Raw genomic sequence first — 20,871 nt, 5'->3', positions numbered from 1 at the left:
CACGAAAGGTATCAAAGCAAACAAGAGACATCACAATGAGAATATATACGCAAAATATACACCATACAGGACATAGAATAGCCACATACATATAACCCGATAACTATAAACAACATGAAGCAATTGACTATATTCGATAGAAATTCACAATAGCATGTATAAATTATAAAAATTCATAACCTATCATGCATGATTCATGAATGCGTACGTCATACATTTCAATGAAAAGAATCTATACTATCCACGCGCACGCCAGAGCAATCAGCCGCAACGACAGCACACGCTGCCTGCTTCAGGAATGGTAACAAGAAAAGACTAAAATGACTGTGGCCGGTCAGAACGTTTCTTGTCCATCGTCACAATCAGACTCTGGTTACGCTGCTGTGCCATAAGGTTTGCCGACACAGGATCCAAGCCCTGCAAGGTACGACCGGGTTCAGGATACATACAGGGCAGGCGCGCAAACACCGAACGCATAACCGCGCCTCTTCCCTGCGCGGAATACACATACGCCAAGATCAAACATCCCGCGCAAGAAAACCGGGGACCCGATGCCCCTGCCCGGCGGGGAGCAAGGAAGCCGGACGGGATGGCCATCGGGGGGAAACCACACCGGGTCCCCGGTTCAGCGCACGAAGACGCCGGCCACCACATGCGCTGACAACACACGTGGTGGCGGGAGGCCAAAAACCCAATAACACTGCCAGTAGTCAGGGGTACCGGGCGGGCTTATTTCCCTTGCGGGTGTTCTATTCGCCGCCCTCCCGCCATAAAGCGGAGCGCACGGACCGCGAGGAATCAGTCCGTCACCGTACAGACAGTCACCGCGCAATATGGGCGACTGCCTGCTACTGGTATGTACGAGGTTTTTGGGCCTCTATCGACAGGTTTTTGAAACCTGCTGACAGGGATTACCTTATGGTAGTTTTTATTGCCAATCAAGCAATTGTAGATGATGTCACGCGCACGCCGCAGAAGGGAGGTAGAAGCCATCCCATTGCATCGAGAAACCACATACCCTTCGTGTCGTGTTGCTGTGTCCTGCGCTCAGGTTTCCAGCATCCGGCGCAGCAGTTCCACATCCTCGGCAAAGGCGGTATCGCTGCTCATCAACTGATTGATCTTTTTGACCGCGTGAATCACCGTCGTGTGGTCACGCCCGCCAAACTTGCGACCAATTTCAGGCAACGAACGACTGGTCAGTTGCTTGGACAGAAACATGGCAATCTGACGCGGCCGGGCAATGGAACGGGAACGCCGCGCGGAATGCATGTCCGACACCCGGAGCTGGAAATGCTCGGCAACCCTCTTCTGAATCTCGTCGATGGTAACACGCCGGTCATTGGCGCGGAGAAGATCCCGCAGCACATCCTGGGCTGTTTCCAGGGACAGTGCACGCCCCACAAGCTGGGCATGCGCAATCAGGCGGGTCAGGGCGCCCTCCAGCTCGCGGATGTTGGAGCTGATCTTGTGCGCCAGAAACTCCAGGACCTTTGGCGGAACGACAACGCCGGATGTTTCAGCCTTTGTCGACAGGATGCCCAGACGCAGGTCATAGGTGGTGGGGTGAATATCGGCGACCAAGCCAGACGACAGGCGGGAACGCAACCGGTCGCCGATGTCATCCAGATCCGCCGGTGACTTGTCCGCAGAAATCACCACCTGTCGTCCTTGGTCAACCAGGGCATTGAAGGTATGGAAGAACTCTTCCTGGGTTGTGTCCTTGCCCGAAATGAACTGGACATCATCAATCATCAGCACATCAACGGAACGGAACTGTTCCTTGAACGCCATCGTGTCCTTGTAACGCAGGGCCCGTACAAAGCTGTACATGAACTTTTCAGCCGACAGGTAGATAACACGCCGTTCCGGATGACGGGACCGGATGGCGTGGGCGATGGCGTGCATCAGATGCGTTTTGCCCAGACCAACCCCGCCATACAGGAACAACGGATTGAAAACTGCCTGACTGGAATCCACGATCCGCCGCGCGGCCGCGCAGGCAAATTCGTTGGTGGCGCCGGTTACAAAACTTTCGAACGTATAGCGCGGATCGAGCGGTGCCGACAGGTCATCGGGCAATGCGGGGGCAGGCGCAATGACCGAAGGCATGGCAACCGGCGGAGCAACACTGGCCCCTTGTTGTGATCCCTTGGATCTGGAATCCCGCACCGATGACGTGGATGGTGACCGGCGCATCTGCACCGGTGGAGTCGGTGGCAAGGGGGCCTGTGCTACTGGCTGGCTTTTGGGCTGCGCCGGGGCGGCGGCATTGACAGACAGATTGACCTGCCGGATCGACGGATCCTCCACGCTACACAGCGCCCGGATACGATCACCATAGTGGGTCATGATCCAATCCCGCATGAAGCGCGTTGGCACCGTCAGCTGCAAGGTTCCGCTGCGAACCCCGGTATGGCGGATCGGAACAAACCAGTTCGCAAAGGCAGTTTCGCCAAATTCTTCCCGCAGACGGGGCAGGATTCTGTCCCAGGAAAAAACGGTATCGCGTTCTTCTTTTACCATCAGGTCTGCTGTCGTCATCTGCGTTGCCTCAAGCCCCGGCACTATGATGTTGTATCAGGCAGGGGGGCCAACCCCGGTGTAAAACAGGCCCGGTATCATTCAGCATGTCCCCTCTGACAGGAACACATCTCCCCTGTCCGGCGGATGCATTGCTCCACACGCCGGGACCAAACTGGCGAACCCTGAACCGGGTTCTGTTCTGCTTCAGAATCCTTTCCGGAGAAAGGGTACGGCCACCGGTAACCCGCATGTTTGCCCCGCAGGGAAGGCAGGACGGAATACCGCAGAGCTGCACGTGTCCCTTGTTCAAAGGCCGCACGGCCGTGTTATCGAGAATGGTGTAATTCGGTGACAAGAAAAGGATGGTGAATGAAGGACAGGGAGTGAAACAGGAAGGCCGACGTCCAGAAAAATCCTGGTGCCAGACCCGATCAGAGGGGTGACTCTATCCGCAAGACGCGCGCTCATTCAATGAGATCGAAAGGGGAACATGAAAAGTTTTTTTCTTGACGCCCCCAAGGGGTGAAAGCGGCATTGACCACGGTCCAAATACGGTAAAAACAGAGCATCCCAGAGTGATAACCGGGAGTCGTCAGGCTATAGCGCCATGACGAATCCACAACAAGACTCCACGATCAGGTACTGCAAGAACACCATGAGCAGAAGACGCAAAAGGCCGCATCCCGGACTCTAATCCAGGAGCGCGACCTTTTCGATACGGCGCAGCCCGAACGGCCGCCTGCAACACCCTTGTCAGGCGGCCGCAGGCAGAGCCTTGATCTGCGCGCTCAGGCGCGAGACCTTGCGGGACATTGTGTTCTTGTGGAACACGCCCTTCTGAGCACCACGCATCATCTCCGGCTGGGCGACCTTGAAGGCTGCATCGGCAGCTGCCTTGTCACCGCCGGCAACAGCCAGCTCAACCTTCTTGATGAAGGTGCGTACGCGGCTCTTGCGCGCATGATTGATGGCAAAACGGCGAGCGTTGCGGCGAATGCGCTTCTGGGCCGACTTGTGATGAGCCATAGCCTTGGATTCCGTCCAAATAAGAGTAACAGGTTCACGAATACGAAGCGCGCTTTATAGGCAAAGAGCGCCCTTCCGTCAACAGGGGAGTCCCGCTTCGGGGCATGTTCCCCCCTTATTTCCCGCCTGACCGGGATTCACAGGGGGGCTTGCCACCGAGTCGGAGCAGCCCCTGCCTAGCGGTGCTTGAAATTTGGCTCGCGCTTCTCGACAAAAGCAGCCATACCTTCCTTCTGATCTTCGGTGGCAAAAGTGGCGTGGAACACCCTCCGCTCGAACAGAAGCCCTTCCCGCAGGGTGGTTTCATAGGCCCGGTTCACCGATTCCTTGATCATCATTGTCAGCGGACGCGACATCCGGGCAATTTTCTGTGCAGTCCGGATCGCATCTTCGCGAAGGGTATCAAGCGGAACCACGCGCGACACCAAACCGACATGCTCGGCTTCCTCTGCAGTCATCTGGCGCCCGGTCAGGCACATTTCCATGGCTTTCGCCTTGCCAACAATCCGGGTCAGCCGCTGGGTTCCCCCCGCACCGGGCATAGTACCAACCGTTATTTCCGGCTGCCCGAAGCGGGCATTGTCGGCTGCGATGATGAAGTCACACATCATGGCGATTTCGCAGCCTCCGCCCAGTACATAACCGGCCACAGCGGCCAGAACCGGCTTGCGGCAGCTAACCACGCGTTCCCACCCCTTGGTGATGAAGTCTTCGGTATAGGCATCAAGGTAGGTCTTGTCGGCCATTTCCTTGATATCGGCTCCGGCAGCAAACGCCTTGTCTGATCCCGTCAGAACAATGGCCCCAATATCAGGGTTGCTTTCAAAGGCATCCAGGGCCGCCCCCATATCTTTGACCAAACCGACGCACAGGGCATTGAGAGCCTTGGGCCGGTTCAGGATCACAACGCCCACCTCGCCATGGGTTTCAACCAGGATATGTTCATATGCCATGCGCTTTTGGCTCCCTTCCGTCTTTGGTACAAACCCGATAACAGGCTGTCCTGTTTTTCTGTAAATTTCAGTCCACGGGCACAACCCGGAAACGGACAATGACATCCGTTCTGTTTTGCCCGACATCCAGGACAAGCTCCTCGGCTTCCCGCCGGAAAAGAGTCTCTCCGGTCCGGGTCCATCCCAGCTGCGGCAACGTCCGGGCATAAAAATCCAGGACATCGGCAGGCGAGACCCGCCCCTTGGCTGTTGATTCGACAATCGTGCCGTAGGGACTGTCAAAAACAGTCAATCCACCTTCATGGCTTTGCAGTCCGGGCATCAGGGGCAAATCCTCGATCCCTTCGGCGAAGTCCTGCACAGACGCGGAAACAACCGCCGTGGCCAGTGCGACAGCAAGGGCAACAGGCAGGACGAGAAAAAAGCGATACACGCCAGAGGAGAAAAAAGGTCCCATGGCACCGGAGCGTACCCTAGCGTTGCCGCATCGCACAGAAAAATGTTGAGCGCCCGGCCTGAATGATCCGGCGCACGCCGCCACCCTGTGTATGGTCACAGGTACAGTCCGGACATGGCTGCCCCATGCGGTCATACACAGCGAACCGGTGCTGGAAATATCCCAGCTCACCATTGACCTGCATGTGGTCACGCAACGAGGACCCGCCGGATTCCAGGGCATCGAACAGAACCGACTGCACGGCCCCGGCAAGGGATCGGCATTCCCGCTCATCCAGACTGTGTGCCGGACGATCAGGCGCAATGCCGGCCCGGTACAGGGCTTCGCTGGCATAGATATTGCCGATTCCGGCAACCACACCCTGATCCAGCAACGCAACTTTCACCGGCGTACGGCGACGGGAAAAGGCCTGCGCCAGAATAGATCCGTCAAACGCATCGGACAGGGGTTCCGGTCCCATGCTCCGTAACAAGGGGTGGCCGGGCAGTGCATTGGACGACACCAGAAGCAGCACACCAAAGCGTCGCGGATCGTGATAGGTCAGGGTATCATCACGATCGGTGCGAATGACCAGGTGGTCATGTTTTCCGATCGCTGGCTGTCCGTCCTGTGCGGTATGAATGCGCCAGGATCCGCTCATTCCCAGATGACCCAGAACACACATCCCGTCATCCAGATCCCATATGTAGTACTTTCCACGCCTGTGCACGCGCTGGACCCGTCGCCCTGTCAACCTTTGTTGTAACTGGTCTGGAAAGGGCTGGCGCAGATCGGCCCGGCGCACATCCACCTCTTGCAGGATGCGCTGTTCCAGAAATGGCACCAATCCACGGCATACAGTTTCAACTTCGGGCAGTTCCGGCATAAGGAAGTATTCTCCGGTCAGGAAAATTATGGTGTGCAGAAGGCTCCCTTATAGCGTTTCCCATCGGGTTGGGCTATCGTGCGGCCATGACGCACAAGAATACAGGACCTGCCGCTGATGCTGCTTGCGTGACCGATGAAGCCCCGTCGGCCCGGACCACGCATTTCGGCTTTCGTACCGTTCACGAGGACGAGAAAGAAGGCTTGGTGCGCGGCGTGTTCACCTCGGTCGCCCGTCGCTATGACCTGATGAACGATGTGATGAGCCTGGGCGTTCACCGCCTGTGGAAAGACCGCTTCGTCGATATGCTGGCACCGCGCGCCGGCATGCAGGTTCTGGATGTTGGCGGCGGAACCGGCGACATTGCCTTCCGCGTCCTGGATCGGGTGCGTCGCCGGGCACCTGACCTTGGCGGTACAACCGTACAGGTCTGCGATATCAACACCGGCATGCTGACCGTCGGACGGGACCGGGCGCTGGATCGTGGACACCCTGCCGGCCTGACATGGATCAATGGTGACGCAGAAAGCCTCCCCTTTCCGGATGCATCCTTTGATGCCTATACCATCGCGTTCTGTCTGCGCAACGTCACCCGCATTGATCAAGCGCTGAGAGAAGCGCGCCGTGTCCTGAAACCCGGCGGACGCTTCCTGTGTCTGGAATTTTCCAAGGTTCTGGTGCCGGGCCTGGATCGACTTTACGATCTTTATTCCTTTGCCGTGTTACCCCGGATGGGGCAACTTGTTGCGGGCGATCGTGACAGTTACCGCTACCTGGCTGAAAGCATCCGCCAGTTCCCCGCCCAGAAAGAACTGGCAGACAGAATGGCTCAGGCTGGCTTGTCACGGGTAGCGGTGCATAATCTCAGCGGTGGTATTGCCGCCATTCACTCGGCATGGCGGATCTAGGATGGTTGGGGCCTGATGTTTTCTGCCTGTCGTAATCTTGCCCGCGTATTTCGTATCGGCCGGGTCCTGGCCCGTCACGACGTTTTGTTTCTTCTGGATGCCTTGCCGGTCGGGTCCTTGGTGGCAACCCTCCTGCGTCCCATGGTACGCCCTGCCGAAGGGCGGCCCGGACAACGCCTGGCGCGGGCTTTCGTTGAGCTGGGGCCAACATTCATCAAGCTTGGGCAGGCTCTTTCCACGCGCCCGGATCTGATGGGCGAGGCCATCGCGCAGGATCTGACAGATCTGCAGGATCGCCTGGAGCCTTTCCCGTTTGAAGATGTACGCCGGATTCTGACCGATGAGTTCGGGGAGCCACCCGAGTCCCTGTGGCAAAGCTTTGATGAAGTTCCGGTGGCTGCCGCTTCCATTGCCCAGGTTCACTTTGCCGTCACAACAGAGGGCAAGCCGGTTGCCGTCAAGGTTCTGCGCCCGGGTGTGGAGAAAATTTTCGCCCGCGATGTTGAAATGTTTTCCTGGATCGCCGCGATGGTGGAACGGTTCCGACCACAGTTCCGGCGGCTGCGCCCGGTTGAAACTGTCCGGACGTTCGAGGATTCGGTCACGCTGGAAATGGATCTTCGGTTTGAAGCCGCCGCCGCTGCGGAATTGGCAGAAAACTTCGCCGGGGATACCACGTTCCGCGTTCCGGCCATCGACTGGCAGCGCACCGGCCAACGGGTGATGACGCAGGAACGCATTGCCGGTATTCCCCTGGATGAACGGGAAAGAATCATTGCCGTCGGCCTTGACCCGCGCGAGGTGATTACCCACGCCGCCAATGCATTTTTCAACATGGTGTTCCGCGACGGGTTTTTTCATGCTGACCTGCACCCGGGAAATCTGTTTGTTGACGAGACCGGCACCATTATCGCGGTTGATTTCGGAATTATGGGTCGGGTCAGCGAGGAAACAAAGCGAACCTTGGGGGAAATGCTGCTGGGTTTCCTGACCGGTAACTACCGCCGGGTAGCAGAGGTTCATTTTGAAGCCGGGTGGGTGCCCGATGACAAGTCGATTGATGCATTCACCCAAGCAGCCCGTTCCATTGCTGAACCCATTTTTGGCAAGCCGATCAACGAAATTTCCATCGCGCGCCTGCTGGGGCAGCTGTTCCAGGTAACAGAGCAATTTTCAATGCAGACCCAGCCGCAGCTGCTGCTGTTACAGAAATCCATGCTGCTGGCAGAAGGCGTGGGGCGCAAGCTGGAGCCCGATATCAACATGTGGGAACTGGCTTACCCACTGGTGGAACGCTGGATGACCGACACCTTTGGTCCCGGTGCAAGGGTCAAGGGAACAGTGCATGGCTTGGCCCGCACCTTGGAGCGGATGCCTGCTGTTCTTGAATATGCCGACCGAGCGGCTGCGATGATGGCTTCCGGTGGGTTGAAGCTGCATCCTGAAACGGTGCGTCAGCTTGGTGTCAGTCTGACCGGGGGGAATGGCCGCCGCACTTTGCCACCCTGGCTACCGTGGATTCTGGTTGCGGGACTGGCCTTGGCCTTGATCGGACGATAAAACCAATAAGTTTCTTGATGCAGGATGCATTATAATTTAGGGTTTTTTGTCGGCAGGGTTCAAAAACCTGTCGATAGAGGCCCAAAAACCTCGTACATACCAAGAGCAGGCAGTCGCCCATATTGCGCGGCGACTGTCTGTACGGTGACGGACTGATTCCTCGCGGTCCGTGCACGTGTATCATGGCGGGAGGGCGGCGAATAGAAAACCCGCAAGGGAAATAAGTCCGCCCGGTACCTCTGACTCTTGGCAGTGTTATTGGGTTTTTGGCCTCCCGCCACCACGTGTGTTGTCAGCGTATGTGGTGGCCGGCGTCTTCGTGCGCTGAACCGGGGACCCGGTGTGGTTTCCCCCTGATGACCATCCCGTCCGGCTTCCTTGCTCCCCGCCGGGCAGGGGCATCGGGTCCCCGGTTTTCTTGTGTGACACTATGCAGCGCATCTGTGTGTAACAGTGTACAGGATCATTTATATCCATCTCTTCTTGTTCCTATCATACTGTGATCTGATAGAAGCGCTGACTTATAGTGAGCGCGAATATAGAATAAAAAATTGGCACTAACTATGAGAAACGAAATAGATATAATGATAAGAAGGGTTCTTCCAGAGGACTCTGAAGACATATGGAGATGGAGGAACGATCCCTTAACAAGAAAAATGTCGACATTTAATGGTGAGATCAACAGAGAATCACACCAAAAATGGTTCACAGAGTCTGTATCTGACATAAATATCATTATATTTATTGGTTTTAATATCGCTAATAGCAAAAAGATAGGACTCTGCAGATTTAATATACGCGAGAATGAGAAAATAGCTGACGTATCAATTAACCTGAATCCTGAATTCAGAGGTATTGGTTTGTCTTCTCTATTATTGATGAAATCGTTGAGAATATTTCTCTCGATACATGAATATGATGTTCTATCGCAGATAAGAAAAGTGAACCTCCCGAGCATACGTTGCTTCCGAAAGTGCGGCTTCTCCCTTTACGATTGCGATGCCGATTATGACTACTATGCCCTCTATGCAAACAAAGACGGAAACTCCCCATGATTAACATGAGTTGGGAAATAAACATGTGCAACAGCTCGCTATAAACATAAGGATTGCGATCCTCGCGTGGCTTCCTCACATCGTGCATCTCGCATGGAACAAGTGGAAAAATTGTTAAGATTCAAATTACTTTTATCATTTTATCCAGACCTGTAATGTCGCTTCTATACACGCATTGATAGAGTACGCTGTTTGCATTCTGCCAGCGTAAATGGGTAACACCGGAGCCGATCAAACCTTTCCCTGAATCAAAACCGGCGTGCAACCCGTTTCGCAAAAGCATGAGAGGTACGCACGCACTAAAGCCTATGACCCTTTCTCTTCGGATTTTCCGGAATCCGCCATTTCCACACCGGTTACAGGAAGAGCCTATGCTCCCGCTGTTACAGACCCCGTATCTTCCCGGGGATACGTTGTGCACGCGGATCCATTTTCTTTTGGGCAAGGGCAACGACACACTGGGGGGAGGCAACGATGCGGATACATTTGCGTATCGCTCCGATTCCTATGGTGACGACATTGTTCTCGACTTTCATCAGGGAGAAAGTGACTACCTTGATCTTCGGGCAGCAGGCTGGAGAGGAAAAACCCTGATGCTGAGTGAGGATGGCCCGCAAGCCCATGGTAACGGGCTGTGACTCCGAACAGGATGGCGTTGTCTTGTTTGCCGATGTCGACGGCGACGGCGACGGGACCAAAGACTTCGGCAGCATCCTGCTTTAAGCGCAACCTCCCCGCCCGGACCTGAAAAGGGCGGGAAGCAAAGCGGTCTAAAAAACCTTGCGACATCAGGATCAAACATCCCGCGCAAGAAAACCGGGGACCCGATGCCCCTGCCCGGCGGGGAGCAAGGAAGCCGGACGGGATGGTCATCAGGGGGAAGCCACACCGGGTCCCCGGTTCAGCGCACGAAGACGCCGGCCACCACATGCGCTGACAACACACGTGGTGGCGGGAGGCCAAAAACCCAATAACACTGCCCAACGTCAGGGATATCAGGTGGGCTTATTTCCCTTGCGGGTGTTCTATTCGCCGCCCTCCCGCCATAAAGCGGAGCGCACGGACCGTGAGCACAGTCCGTCACCGTACAGACAGTCGCCGCGCAATACAGGCGACTGTCTGCGTTGGGTATGTACGAGGTTTTTGGACCTCTATCGACAGGTTTCTAAACCCTGCCGACAAACAAAACCTTAAGGCACAAGAATGTCAATATCAAGCAACTTTAATGTGTAACACGGCACGCATTCACTATGCGTAAAACCTCTTTGAGCCAGCAGAGCCTGTGATATACTCCCGTCCCCCGTTTGGTCCACAGGCTGAACAAGCCGGCTCAGACGGGGGTCTGTTTCGGTTGTGCCGAAGCAGGATCCCACACCCGTTTTCCAGTGCCAGGTGACAACGACCGTGAAACTGACCATCGAACGCAGCACCCTTCTGAAGTCCCTTGGCCACGTTCAAAGCGTTGTTGAACGGCGCAACACAATCCCCATTCTGTCCAATGTCCGCCTGCAGGCGCGGGATGGTGTGCTGGCCCTGAACGCCACCGACATGGATCTGGAAGTTGTCAAAAGCATCCCGGCTTCGGTAGAGCGTGACGGTGCCACGACGGCACCCGCCCATACCCTGTTTGAAATTGTCAAAAAACTACCCGATGGATGCCAAGTGGAAATGTCCTGGGACAGCGAGCGGAACCAGATGACCCTGCGGTCCGGGCGGTCGCGCTTTTCCCTGTCCTGCCTTCCCGTGGAAGAATTTCCGACGATGGAAGAAGGTGGCTACAGCCATACCTTCGCCGTATCCTCCAGCGATATACAAAGCTTGGTGGATCGCACCCGTTTCGCGATCTCTACAGAAGAAACCCGCTATTACCTGAACGGAATCTACCTTCACACTGCTGTTGTTGATGGCAACCCTGCCCTGCGGGCAGTTGCCACCGATGGCCACCGTCTGGCCAAGGCAGAAATTGCCCTGCCGGAAGGTGCGGCGGACATGCCCGGAGTGATCGTGCCCCGTAAAACCGTTTCCGAGCTGCGCAAGCTGATGGAGGAGGGAAACGCGGATGTCTCCGTATCCCTCTCAACAAGCCGGATCCGATTTGTTCTGGGCAGTGCCGTCCTGACATCAAAGCTGATAGAAGGCACCTATCCGGATTACGAACAGGTTATTCCGCATAACAACGACCTGCACCTGGAAGTAGACAAGAAGCTATTCTCCGACGCCGTAGACCGGGTTTCGACCGTTTCAGGTGACAAGCACCGCACAATCAAGGTCAGGATCGAGGATGGGTCCCTGACGCTCTCGGCCTCCAATGCCGAGGCCGGAAATGCCCAGGAAGAGGTGGAGTGCATTTACAGCGCCCAGCCCCTGGAGATTGGCTTCAACAGTCGCTACCTTCTTGATATCATGTCACAAATAGAGGGCAGCGCGGCCCGCCTGTCGATGGCCGACACGGCATCCCCGGCTATTATCCGTGAATCTGCGGATGACACGGCGGTCTATGTGCTGATGCCGGTGCGTGTCTGACGCGTCCCTTTTTCCGGCCATTGGCGTCAGCCGCTTGGTCCTGACTGATTTTCGCGGTTGGAACAGTCTGCAACTGGAAGCTGGAATGGCACCGGTTGTTCTGACCGGACCGAATGGATCCGGAAAGACCAATCTGCTGGAAGCCTTGTCGTTCCTGGCTCCTGGTCGCGGTCTACGTCGCGCCAGGTTGCAGGACGTCACGCGCAGTGGTCACGCTATGGGCATGCAAGGGGGCTGGGGTATTGCCGCAACCGTGCACACCGCCGATGGCCCGGTCGATCTGGGAACTGGCAGAGACCCGGGCCCTTCGGATCGGCGCGTTGTACGCATCAACGGCATCAATGCCCGCAGCCAGACCGAGCTGGGGGATATCGTGTCTATTGTCTGGTTGACACCGGCGATGGACCGGCTTTTTACCGAAAGTCCATCAGGGCGACGTCGTTTCCTGGATCGCCTGGTCTTCGGGCTGTATCCCGGACATGCCGGGCACCTGTCGGCCTATGAGAAAGCGCTGCGACAAAGAACCAGCCTGCTGCGGGACAACGTCAATGACCCTGCCTGGATGGCTCTGCTGGAGAACACCATGGCATCGCACGGCGTTGCCATAGCAGCCGCCCGGCAAGATATCATAACACGGCTGAACCGGGCCCTGTCACGGGTTGCGCCGCCCTTCCCCCGGCCCGATCTCGGGCTGAACGGGTGGCTTGAAAGCTTGCTGGAGGATCACCCGGCAACTGATGTCGAGGATCTGTTCCGTCAGCATATGTGCCAGAACCGCCACCGGGAAAGTACCGGAATGCCGGCCGAGGGACCACACCGCACTGACCTGATGGTACATAACCACAGCAATGACCAGCCTGCTGCCCGCTGCTCCACCGGCGAACAAAAGGCACTTTTATTGTCAATCCTGTTGGCCCAGGCCAGGATACAGGGCGCACAACGGGGAACAGCCCCGCTGCTGCTTCTGGATGAGGTGGCCGCCCATCTGGATGCACAGCGTCGCGAGGCCCTGTTTGAAGCCTTGATTGCACTGGGTGCCCAGGCATGGCTGACCGGAACCGACCGGGCCCTGTTTGAACCCTTTGGGAACCGGGCGCAGTTTTTTGACGTTTCTGACGGCCAATTGCACTAGAATACCCCTCCCCGCCAGCCAGCGGGGAAAGCAAGGACGAAGTGAGTACGCAAACCCATGACCGAAGCTGCCAACGCCACCACCACCAACGGATATGACGCGGATTCCATCAAGGTCCTGAAGGGACTGGAAGCCGTGCGCAAGCGCCCGGGCATGTATATCGGCGATACCGACGACGGATCCGGCCTGCACCACATGATCTACGAGGTCGTGGACAACGCGATTGACGAGTCCTTGGCCGGGTATTCCGATCGTACGGACGTTGTCCTCAATGGCGACGGCTCGGTGACCGTGCGCGACAACGGACGCGGTATTCCGGTGGATATCCACAAGGAAGAAGGCGTTTCCGCCGCCGAGGTCATCATGACCCAGCTGCATGCCGGCGGCAAGTTTGACCAGAACTCGTACAAGGTGTCCGGCGGGCTGCATGGCGTTGGTGTGTCGGTGGTCAATGCCCTGTCAGACTGGCTTGACCTGCGTATCTGGCGCGATGGCTGGGAGCATTATGTCCGCTTTGAACATGGGGAGACCGTCAAGCCTCTGAAGCGCGTCAAGGAATGCGGCGACCGGACCGGTACAGAAGTGACCTTCCTTGCCTCGCCTTCTATCTTCGCCATAACAGAATACAATTTTGCAACGCTGGAACACCGGCTGCGCGAACTGGCTTTCCTGAACAGCGGCGTGACCCTTCACCTGACCGATGCACGCCACGGGGAACCCGGAACCGTCATCTTCCACTATGAAGGCGGCACAGAGGCTTTCGTCCACTATCTCGACAAGGCGCGCCAGCCCCTGCACGACAAGCCGGTTCTGATCACCGGCGAACGTGATGGTATCAGCGTGGAAATCGCGCTGGAGTGGACCGATGCCTACCACGAGAACACGCTCTGCTTTACCAACAACATCCCGCAGCGGGATGGTGGAACTCATCTGGCCGGCTTACGGGCCGCGCTGACCCGGACAATTTCTCACTACGCCCAGGAAACCGGTCTGCTGAAAAAGGAAAAAGTCCAGCCGACCGGCGATGACATGCGTGAAGGCATGACCTGCGTGTTGTCCGTGAAGGTTCCTGATCCAAAGTTCTCCAGCCAGACCAAGGACAAGCTGGTTTCGTCCGAGGTACGCCCCGTTGTGGAAGGCGTTGTGTCCGAGAAGCTTGCAGAGTGGTTCGAAGAACACCCGTCCGACGCCCGCAAGGTTATCGGCAAGGTGGTCGAAGCCGCTGCCGCGCGCGAGGCCGCTCGCCGGGCCCGTGAACTGACACGCCGGAAGGGAGCGTTGGATATTTCCTCCCTTCCCGGCAAACTGGCCGACTGTCAGAACCGTGATCCTGCACAGTCCGAACTGTTCCTGGTCGAGGGTGACTCCGCCGGTGGAACAGCCAAACAGGGGCGGGACCGGGCCTTCCAGGCCATTCTGCCCCTGCGCGGCAAGATCCTGAACGTGGAACGGGCACGGTTTGACAAGATGCTGTCCAGCGCCGAAGTCGGAACCCTGATCACCGCCATGGGAACCGGCATAGGACGCGATGACTTCAATATCGAGAAACTTCGTTACCACAAGATCATCATTATGACCGACGCGGACGTGGATGGTTCCCACATCCGTACCCTTTTGCTGACATTCTTCTTCCGGCAAATGCCCGATATTATCGAGCGGGGGCACCTGTATATCGCCCAGCCGCCACTGTACCGGGCCAAACGCGGCAACTCGGAGCGTTATCTGAAGGATGATCGCGAGCTGGAAGAATACTTGATTGATGTATCCATCGGCGAAGCTGTTCTGGTTCTGCAAGACGGACAGCAGATTGCCGGTCCCCACCTGCGTGAGCTGATAACCCAGGCCCGGCAGGTCCGGACTCTTCTGGGCCGCATGTCGAGCCGGGTCCCGAACCGGATCCTGGAACAGGCCGCTATAGCCGGTGCCCTGAGTCCGGAGTTTCTGGCATCAACACGCAATAACCAGCCTGTTATGGATACCATCTGCCAACGACTGGACAATCTGGAAGCCGAGCATGAAAAGGGCTGGAGCGGTGAAGTCACGGACAGCGGCAGCCTGCTGTTCCGGCGCACCTTGCGGGGTGTAACGGAGACCCATGCCATCGACAGCGCCTTGGCCCACTCTGGCGAGGCCCGCCGCCTGGACCAGATGTCGGCCAGCCTTGGCGAAATCTACAACGGAAAAGCCACGCTGCGCATCCGGGACAGCCAGTATCCGATCCGGGGTCCTGTCGGGCTGGTCAATACCTTCATGTCGGCCGGGCGCAAGGGTATCAGCATACAGCGCTACAAAGGGTTGGGAGAGATGAACGCCGAGCAGCTGCGTGAAACAACGCTCGACCCCAACGTCCGGCGCCTTCTTCAGGTCCGGGTTGCCCACGCCGACGAGGCCCAGGAGGTGTTCTCCACTCTGATGGGTGATGTTGTGGAACCCCGGCGTGAGTTTATCCAGAACAATGCCCTGAAAGTCACCAATCTGGATATCTGATCCAGAACACGGGAACGGAGGGAAAGGCGGCGGACACCCCTATCCCTTCGGAACCGGGGAAACATCACCAAGGGGAGCATTGGGGACGCAGACGGTTACCCGGATATCCTGTCCGGATTCTAGGGAGTCGCGAACTTGGAGGAACTCCTCCTCACGTTCGACAAAGTCTTCGCAAGCACGGAAGACCAGCTCTTCCAGTTGACACTGCCCTGCCTCCGCCAAAGCTTGCAGACGCAGGTAGAGATCCTCGGACAGATTGATGATCAAGGCAGGCGCAGTCTTCATTGCGGCTTTCTCCCCCGGAAACGGAAAGGCAGAATAGCAGAAAAAAAGCAACGATTCGCCGATTTCTGCATCTTGCAGCACAAACAGCCATACGATTGCCCCAAGTATAGGGGAGAAAATATCCTGTCACTTCATGATCCTGACAAAAGCGTAACCAAGAGATGTGGGGATACCTTTGCATCAGGCTGCTGTCTCGGGTATCAAGCCCTTGCTTCGGTCACAGTTTGTAGTCCCAGGACCTTTCTTGTGACCTCTCCCACCCGGAACACATAGAAAACCGGATACGATGTCTCCTTCTGGCTCCTGCCCCGTTCCTGACCCTGCAACGCCCGGAATCCGCCTGGATCCTGATGATATCAGGAACCGTATGCTGTCATCGCGTCCGGCCTATGGCAGCAGTCTGGCCAGAATATGGGGCAAACTCCGGACAGAAAAGCGGCCAAAAAAGGCAAAAAACACCGGAAGATCCAAGCCCAAGCGGTCAACACGACAAGGGCAAGAACCAAGAAAAACCGGCAGGAGCAAGAATACGCGCCGTTCACGCTCCCTTGTCTGGCGCCTGACACGCTGGACTCTGAGCATCATGCTGTGGGGGTGCATGGTGGTTGGCCTGATTCTGGGCTGGTTTGCCCTTGACCTGCCACGGATCGACCTTACGGCAGCCATGACCCGCAAGCCTTCCATTACCCTTGTCGATGAGAACGGCGCCTTGGTCGCCACGTATGGGGACCAATATGGCGATGTTGTACCGGTCAATGCCATGTCTCACTGGCTGCCTGAGGCGGTTATGTCCATTGAGGACCGGCGGTTCTACAGTCACCCGGGCATTGACCCCCTGGGGCTTTTGCGGGCCGTAGTAACCAACTGGCAGGCGGGGCAAACCGTACAGGGTGGTTCCACCATTACGCAGCAAACTGCCAAGAATCTATTCCTGACCCGCGACCGTACCTTCAAGCGCAAGGCCCAGGAGCTGATGCTCGCCTTGTGGCTGGAATGGACGTTCAGCAAGGAACAGATCTTCAGCCTGTACCTGAACCGCGTATATCTGGGTGCCGGTACCTATGGCATGGAAGCGGCCTCCCGGAAATATTTCGGAGTATCCACGCGCCATGTCACACCCTATCAAGCCGCCGTGCTGGCCGGGTTGCTGAAAGCTCCATCCCGCTATAACCCCGAGAACAACAAGGGCAATGCCCATGCACGGGCCAGAACTGTCCTCCAGTCCATGGTCGCGTCGGGCGTTCTGACACAAGCTCAGGCCGAACACGCCTCGTCCGAAGGAGAACGGTATCTGGCTTCACTGCCACCCCGCAGCCATACCGGGCGGTATTTCAGTGACTTTGTCCTGGATCAGCTTGACGACCTGGTCGGCACGGTCGATACCGACCTTGTGGTAAGAACAACGTTCAACAAGCAAACCCAGAAGAGTGCAGAGCATGCACTGAACACCGTACTGAACCAGTATGGCGCAACACGCCACGCCACGCAGGGAGCTGTTGTGGTCATGAGCCCGCAAGGGGCCGTACGCGCGATTGTGGGCGGAACGGACTACAGCACAAGCCAGTACAACCGGGCAACGCAAGCAACCCGGCAACCCGGATCATCGTTCAAGACGTTTGTATATCTTGCGGCTCTGGAACAGGGTCTTTCACCTGATGACATCATTCAGGATGAACCCCTGACGATCCGCAACTGGTCGCCACAAAACTTTGACCGCCAATTCCGCGGAGATGTTACGGTACGCGAGGCTGTCGCCCGCTCGATCAATACGGTTGCTGTCCGGGTTGCCATGAAAACAGGTCTACGTACCGTGGCACGCACAGCCCGCCGACTGGGTCTTTCCGTATCGCGTGTCGGGGAAGAAAGCCCGGCCATGGCCCTGGGAACAGAAGACAACACCCTGCTGGCCATGACAGCGGCCTATGCTCCCTTGGCGAATGGAGGCATGGCCGCCTATCCATATTCCATCCTTGATATCACCACGCGGGATGGGCAAGTCCTTTACGAACGCATCGGAACAGCCGGTACACGGGTTATACGCCCGGATGTAGTGGCGCAGATGAACCAGCTTCTTGGTGGTGTCCTGTCCTGGGGAACCGGAAAAGCTGCAACCCTGGACCGGCCGGCAGGGGCCAAAACGGGTACCAGCCAGACTTACCGCGATGCGCTTTATCTTGGCTATACCGCCGATTATGTGACCGGTGTCTGGATTGGTAATGACGACAACAGCCCAATGAAACGGGTTACGGGAGGAACCCTGCCCGCTCAGGTGTGGAAACAGGTCATGGAAGACATTCACCGCAGCCTGCCCGCACGCCCGATACCATCGTCACGATCCTCTTCGGACCCGGATCATGACCAGGAAGAAGCCCCGCCGGCAATCTGGACACCTGCTGATGAGATAGACCGCCTGCAGGACATGTTCGGACGCCGTTAGAACACCAAGGCTTTCTCAAAAATCGTTGAGACATCCAGAGCAGACAGGGCCGCATCCAGGCGGGCACGGGCCGCCTCTCCTTCGTCTGTCTTGCGGAAACACACGTGCAAGGTCTTGTTCTCAAGAATCTGACTGTTGAATTCCAGGACATCCCCCTCCGCAATCAGGGATGAGTCTGTTTTCAGCAGATAGGCCATCACGTTATGATCAACCACAGCAGCCACAACCCTTTTTGCAATAACCTTGCGCAAGTTACTGACGTCATCAATCGCTGTATCCGTACTCAGGCGGCCAGCAGCCACCCGGGCATCAAAGTCAGCTGTATTGACATAGCCCGAAACAGTGCCAATCGGTACCGATGCAAGATCATCCAGCGTATTCCAGAACAACGGTCTGTCCCTGCGCTGTGCAAACCCCAGGGGACCAATGCCTATCGGCTTGCTGAACAAGCACTGACTGTCCAGATCCCGGGACATATACTCCGGGAAGTAACCAACATACCCTGTGCTCTCCAAGCCTATGCGAACAGCCCATTGCCAAGGATAGAAGGCTGCGCTGAAGGTATCGCCACCATGCTTGGCTGCCTCTTGCAAAACAATCGCAGCCGCACCGGCACCGGGCAAAGCCTCGCCGGTATAGGGAGGCCATTCCAAGGTGCTGAGCCTCAACTCACCAGCATGGGATACGGGGGCCACAAGAAAAAACGTGCAGGATAACAGGACAACGGAACACGCACGAACGGCAGAACCACGACTGACCTGTTTCTTGTCCTCGCCTTGCCTGCTCATGCGGAACGCATGTCCAGCAAGAACTTCTCGACACAGTCGCGCAGGTTCTCCGTTTCGCTCTTCAGCCCCTCGGCAACACGGTACATGCTGGAAGACATGTCACCTGTCTTGGCTGCGGCTGTAGACACTTCCCCGATGCGGTCGACGATACTGCGGTTCCCCGCAGCAACACCACCCACCGCGCGGGCAATCTCGCGCGTTGCCGCGCCCTGTTCCTCAACAGCCGACGCAATATTGGCAACGACCGCGTCCACGGAATGAATGGTCCCCACAGCCTGACGAATGGCCGAGCTGACATCCCCCGATGCTTTCTGGACAGCCGTGATCTGACGGGCAATTTCGTCTGTGGCCCGGGTTGTCTGGTTTGCCAGGCTCTTGACCTCGTTGGCGACAACAGCAAACCCTTTGCCGGCCTCACCGGCACGGGCCGCCTCGATCGTTGCATTCAGTGCAAGGAGGTTGGTCTGACTGGCGATATCCGTAATCAGATTGACAATCTCGCCGATCCGCCCCGTTGCTTCTGACAGGATGCCCATGGTCTTGGCCGCACCCTCAATCCCCCGTACTGCATCGGCCGTGATGTGGGTGCTGTCCTCGACCTGACGGCTGATTTCACCGATGGAGGCTCCCAGCTCTTCCGCCGCCGTTGCCACGGCTTCAATGTCCAGGGAGGCCTGCTCGGCAGAATGATTGACAGCCTGGCTCTCGTCACGGGTACGGTCCGCCGCCTGCTGCAGGGTATCCGAAGACCCGAAAACTTCTTCCGCACTGCCTGACAGAGTCTGCAACATGGAACTGACGGCCGTATCAAAAGCTGCCGTAAGTTTCTCGCGCAGGGCTGTTCTCTGGCGGCGTTGCTCGCGGGCTTCTTCCGCCTCGCGTTCCAGCTCGCGGTTACGCTTCATATTCTGCTGGAATGTCCCGACAGCACCTGCAATGGAGCCAATTTCATCAGTACGTTCCTTGTGGGGAACCTCAACATCCAGTCGATCGGCCGCCAGCTCATCGATAACGGCAGCAATATCAACCAAGGGACGGGTGATTTGCCGAATGATGGCAAAGAGAATAACAACCAGGATCAGGTTGCTGAGGATAATGATCACAACGCCGGAAAAAATCGCACTCTGGCGGGCTGCTTGCTTGGAATGGTCGCTGACAACGATATGCAGGGTGGCAATCTGCTTGTCTTCCCGAACAACCGACTGGTGGATCATGGAGACACTGGATGGCAAAGCATCCTGTTCAAGAGTTGTATAGTCTATATCTCCGGCCATCTTCTTGCTGAGAACCTTGCCCGTATCATCCGTGACCCAGGCAGCCTCAAAATCCGGATCGGCCGCAAGGGCGTTGGTCAACTGCTGCAGAACCTCAAGATTGAAATCCCAGATTGGCTGAACCATGGCCGCAGCCTGAAGGTTGGCAACCAGAGACGCACGGGTATCCACAGCCTTGCCCATCAGGCGGTCTGTTACAATAACGCTGGCAACGGTTGAAATGATCAGGAACCCTGAAACCACGGAAGCAATAACGGCAATCAGCTTCACGGCGATTGTCGTTTTCTTTGGATGCTCGGACATGGTTTACTCCTGTCAGGACACCTGTAACGCCATTCCTCATGTACTGCCCAAAAGGCTTACACCCTGTTTCTCACCCTGTCGCCAGGACAAAAGGCAATACAAACAGGGACAAGGGTACAAGCGACCTACCCGGCTATAAACCGGGGCAAAATCACTATACCTGCAAAATAGAACACAAGCCCCGCTGATACCCGGGTTCCGTAACCCTTTCAGGGCCAAAAAAGCAGAAAAGCCGTGTTCCTGCCGGGAAGACGGGAACACGGCTTTGACCAGGCGGAAAACTCCACGGACA

17 protein-coding genes are annotated in these 20,871 nt (G+C 56.8%); 8 read left to right on the top strand and 9 right to left on the bottom strand.

The window, feature by feature from the left end:
• Positions 1–315: 315 nt before the first annotated feature.
• The 6 genes from HEQ72_RS07395 to mutM all read right to left on the bottom strand — a co-directional run bounded on the left by HEQ72_RS07395 (position 316) and on the right by mutM (position 5,827).
• Positions 316–477, bottom strand: coding sequence for a hypothetical protein (locus HEQ72_RS07395; protein WP_168023001.1), 162 nt, complete (start codon positions 475–477; stop codon positions 316–318).
• A 570-nt stretch (positions 478–1,047) separates the two neighbouring features.
• Complete coding sequence (dnaA, locus tag HEQ72_RS07390) at positions 1,048–2,544, bottom strand: chromosomal replication initiator protein DnaA (RefSeq protein ID WP_168023000.1); 1,497 nt, start codon at positions 2,542–2,544, stop codon at positions 1,048–1,050.
• 735 nt (positions 2,545–3,279) lie between these two features.
• Entirely contained in the window at positions 3,280–3,552 is a 273-nt protein-coding gene (rpsT, locus tag HEQ72_RS07385; protein WP_066133970.1) for a 30S ribosomal protein S20, read from the bottom strand.
• 176 nt (positions 3,553–3,728) lie between these two features.
• Entirely contained in the window at positions 3,729–4,505 is a 777-nt protein-coding gene (locus HEQ72_RS07380) for an enoyl-CoA hydratase (RefSeq protein WP_168022999.1), read from the bottom strand.
• Positions 4,506–4,572: 67 nt separating this feature from the next.
• Positions 4,573–4,962 carry a hypothetical protein gene (locus tag HEQ72_RS07375; RefSeq protein WP_066133964.1) on the bottom strand — a complete coding sequence of 130 codons (390 nt, stop codon included), beginning with the start codon at positions 4,960–4,962 and terminating at the stop codon, positions 4,573–4,575.
• Positions 4,963–4,978: 16 nt separating this feature from the next.
• Complete coding sequence (mutM, locus tag HEQ72_RS07370) at positions 4,979–5,827, bottom strand: bifunctional DNA-formamidopyrimidine glycosylase/DNA-(apurinic or apyrimidinic site) lyase (protein ID WP_168021007.1); 849 nt, start codon at positions 5,825–5,827, stop codon at positions 4,979–4,981.
• 86 nt (positions 5,828–5,913) lie between these two features.
• Here mutM and ubiE point away from each other — a divergent pair, with 86 nt between their 5' ends.
• The 7 genes from ubiE to gyrB all read left to right on the top strand — a co-directional run bounded on the left by ubiE (position 5,914) and on the right by gyrB (position 15,492).
• Positions 5,914–6,735 carry a bifunctional demethylmenaquinone methyltransferase/2-methoxy-6-polyprenyl-1,4-benzoquinol methylase UbiE gene (ubiE, locus tag HEQ72_RS07365; protein WP_168022998.1) on the top strand — a complete coding sequence of 274 codons (822 nt, stop codon included), beginning with the start codon at positions 5,914–5,916 and terminating at the stop codon, positions 6,733–6,735.
• Positions 6,736–6,750: 15 nt separating this feature from the next.
• Entirely contained in the window at positions 6,751–8,295 is a 1,545-nt protein-coding gene (gene ubiB, locus HEQ72_RS07360; RefSeq protein ID WP_168022997.1) for a 2-polyprenylphenol 6-hydroxylase, read from the top strand.
• 563 nt (positions 8,296–8,858) lie between these two features.
• Positions 8,859–9,350 (top strand): GNAT family N-acetyltransferase, encoded by a 492-nt coding sequence (locus tag HEQ72_RS07355; protein ID WP_168022996.1) that lies wholly within the window; start codon positions 8,859–8,861, stop codon positions 9,348–9,350.
• A gap of 371 nt (positions 9,351–9,721) precedes the next feature.
• Positions 9,722–9,988, top strand: a complete 267-nt coding sequence (locus HEQ72_RS07350) for a hypothetical protein (RefSeq protein ID WP_168022995.1) — start codon at positions 9,722–9,724, stop codon at positions 9,986–9,988.
• A gap of 766 nt (positions 9,989–10,754) precedes the next feature.
• Positions 10,755–11,873, top strand: a complete 1,119-nt coding sequence (gene dnaN, locus HEQ72_RS07345) for a DNA polymerase III subunit beta (RefSeq protein WP_168022994.1) — start codon at positions 10,755–10,757, stop codon at positions 11,871–11,873.
• Complete coding sequence (gene recF / locus HEQ72_RS07340) at positions 11,866–13,005, top strand: DNA replication/repair protein RecF (protein WP_168022993.1); 1,140 nt, start codon at positions 11,866–11,868, stop codon at positions 13,003–13,005. Before dnaN ends, recF begins: the two co-directional genes overlap by 8 nt.
• A gap of 57 nt (positions 13,006–13,062) precedes the next feature.
• Entirely contained in the window at positions 13,063–15,492 is a 2,430-nt protein-coding gene (gene gyrB, locus HEQ72_RS07335; protein ID WP_168022992.1) for a DNA topoisomerase (ATP-hydrolyzing) subunit B, read from the top strand.
• Positions 15,493–15,531: 39 nt separating this feature from the next.
• Here gyrB and HEQ72_RS07330 read toward each other — a convergent pair whose 3' ends face one another.
• Complete coding sequence (locus HEQ72_RS07330) at positions 15,532–15,777, bottom strand: hypothetical protein (protein WP_168020999.1); 246 nt, start codon at positions 15,775–15,777, stop codon at positions 15,532–15,534.
• 286 nt (positions 15,778–16,063) lie between these two features.
• On the opposite strand from HEQ72_RS07330, the gene HEQ72_RS07325 reads away from it, so the two are divergent.
• Positions 16,064–18,214, top strand: coding sequence for a transglycosylase domain-containing protein (locus HEQ72_RS07325; RefSeq protein WP_168022991.1), 2,151 nt, complete (start codon positions 16,064–16,066; stop codon positions 18,212–18,214).
• Here the strand turns inward: HEQ72_RS07325 and HEQ72_RS07320 are convergent.
• A complete protein-coding gene (locus tag HEQ72_RS07320) occupies positions 18,211–19,002 on the bottom strand; it encodes a substrate-binding periplasmic protein (RefSeq protein ID WP_168022990.1) in 792 nt (263 codons plus the stop codon). The genes HEQ72_RS07325 and HEQ72_RS07320 overlap by 4 nt on opposite strands.
• Positions 18,999–20,579, bottom strand: a complete 1,581-nt coding sequence (locus tag HEQ72_RS07315) for a methyl-accepting chemotaxis protein (protein ID WP_168022989.1) — start codon at positions 20,577–20,579, stop codon at positions 18,999–19,001. Before HEQ72_RS07315 ends, HEQ72_RS07320 begins: the two co-directional genes overlap by 4 nt.
• Between the last annotated feature and the right edge of the window lie 292 nt (positions 20,580–20,871).

Source organism: Haematospirillum sp. 15-248 (assembly GCF_012102665.1).
Classification (GTDB): domain Bacteria; phylum Pseudomonadota; class Alphaproteobacteria; order Rhodospirillales; family Rhodospirillaceae; genus Haematospirillum.
This window is presented reverse-complemented; position numbering and strand designations above follow the sequence as displayed.

Coding starts and splice junctions, on each gene's coding strand:
- HEQ72_RS07395 (WP_168023001.1), bottom strand. CDS start 477: ATGCGTTCGGTGTTTGCGCGCCTGCCCTGTATGTATCCTGAACCCGGT.
- dnaA (WP_168023000.1), bottom strand. CDS start 2,544: ATGACGACAGCAGACCTGATGGTAAAAGAAGAACGCGATACCGTTTTT.
- rpsT (WP_066133970.1), bottom strand. CDS start 3,552: ATGGCTCATCACAAGTCGGCCCAGAAGCGCATTCGCCGCAACGCTCGC.
- HEQ72_RS07380 (WP_168022999.1), bottom strand. CDS start 4,505: ATGGCATATGAACATATCCTGGTTGAAACCCATGGCGAGGTGGGCGTT.
- HEQ72_RS07375 (WP_066133964.1), bottom strand. CDS start 4,962: ATGGGACCTTTTTTCTCCTCTGGCGTGTATCGCTTTTTTCTCGTCCTG.
- mutM (WP_168021007.1), bottom strand. CDS start 5,827: ATGCCGGAACTGCCCGAAGTTGAAACTGTATGCCGTGGATTGGTGCCA.
- ubiE (WP_168022998.1), top strand. CDS start 5,914: ATGACGCACAAGAATACAGGACCTGCCGCTGATGCTGCTTGCGTGACC.
- ubiB (WP_168022997.1), top strand. CDS start 6,751: ATGTTTTCTGCCTGTCGTAATCTTGCCCGCGTATTTCGTATCGGCCGG.
- HEQ72_RS07355 (WP_168022996.1), top strand. CDS start 8,859: ATGAGAAACGAAATAGATATAATGATAAGAAGGGTTCTTCCAGAGGAC.
- HEQ72_RS07350 (WP_168022995.1), top strand. CDS start 9,722: ATGCTCCCGCTGTTACAGACCCCGTATCTTCCCGGGGATACGTTGTGC.
- gyrB (WP_168022992.1), top strand. CDS start 13,063: ATGACCGAAGCTGCCAACGCCACCACCACCAACGGATATGACGCGGAT.
- HEQ72_RS07330 (WP_168020999.1), bottom strand. CDS start 15,777: ATGAAGACTGCGCCTGCCTTGATCATCAATCTGTCCGAGGATCTCTAC.
- HEQ72_RS07325 (WP_168022991.1), top strand. CDS start 16,064: ATGTCTCCTTCTGGCTCCTGCCCCGTTCCTGACCCTGCAACGCCCGGA.
- HEQ72_RS07320 (WP_168022990.1), bottom strand. CDS start 19,002: ATGAGCAGGCAAGGCGAGGACAAGAAACAGGTCAGTCGTGGTTCTGCC.
- HEQ72_RS07315 (WP_168022989.1), bottom strand. CDS start 20,579: ATGTCCGAGCATCCAAAGAAAACGACAATCGCCGTGAAGCTGATTGCC.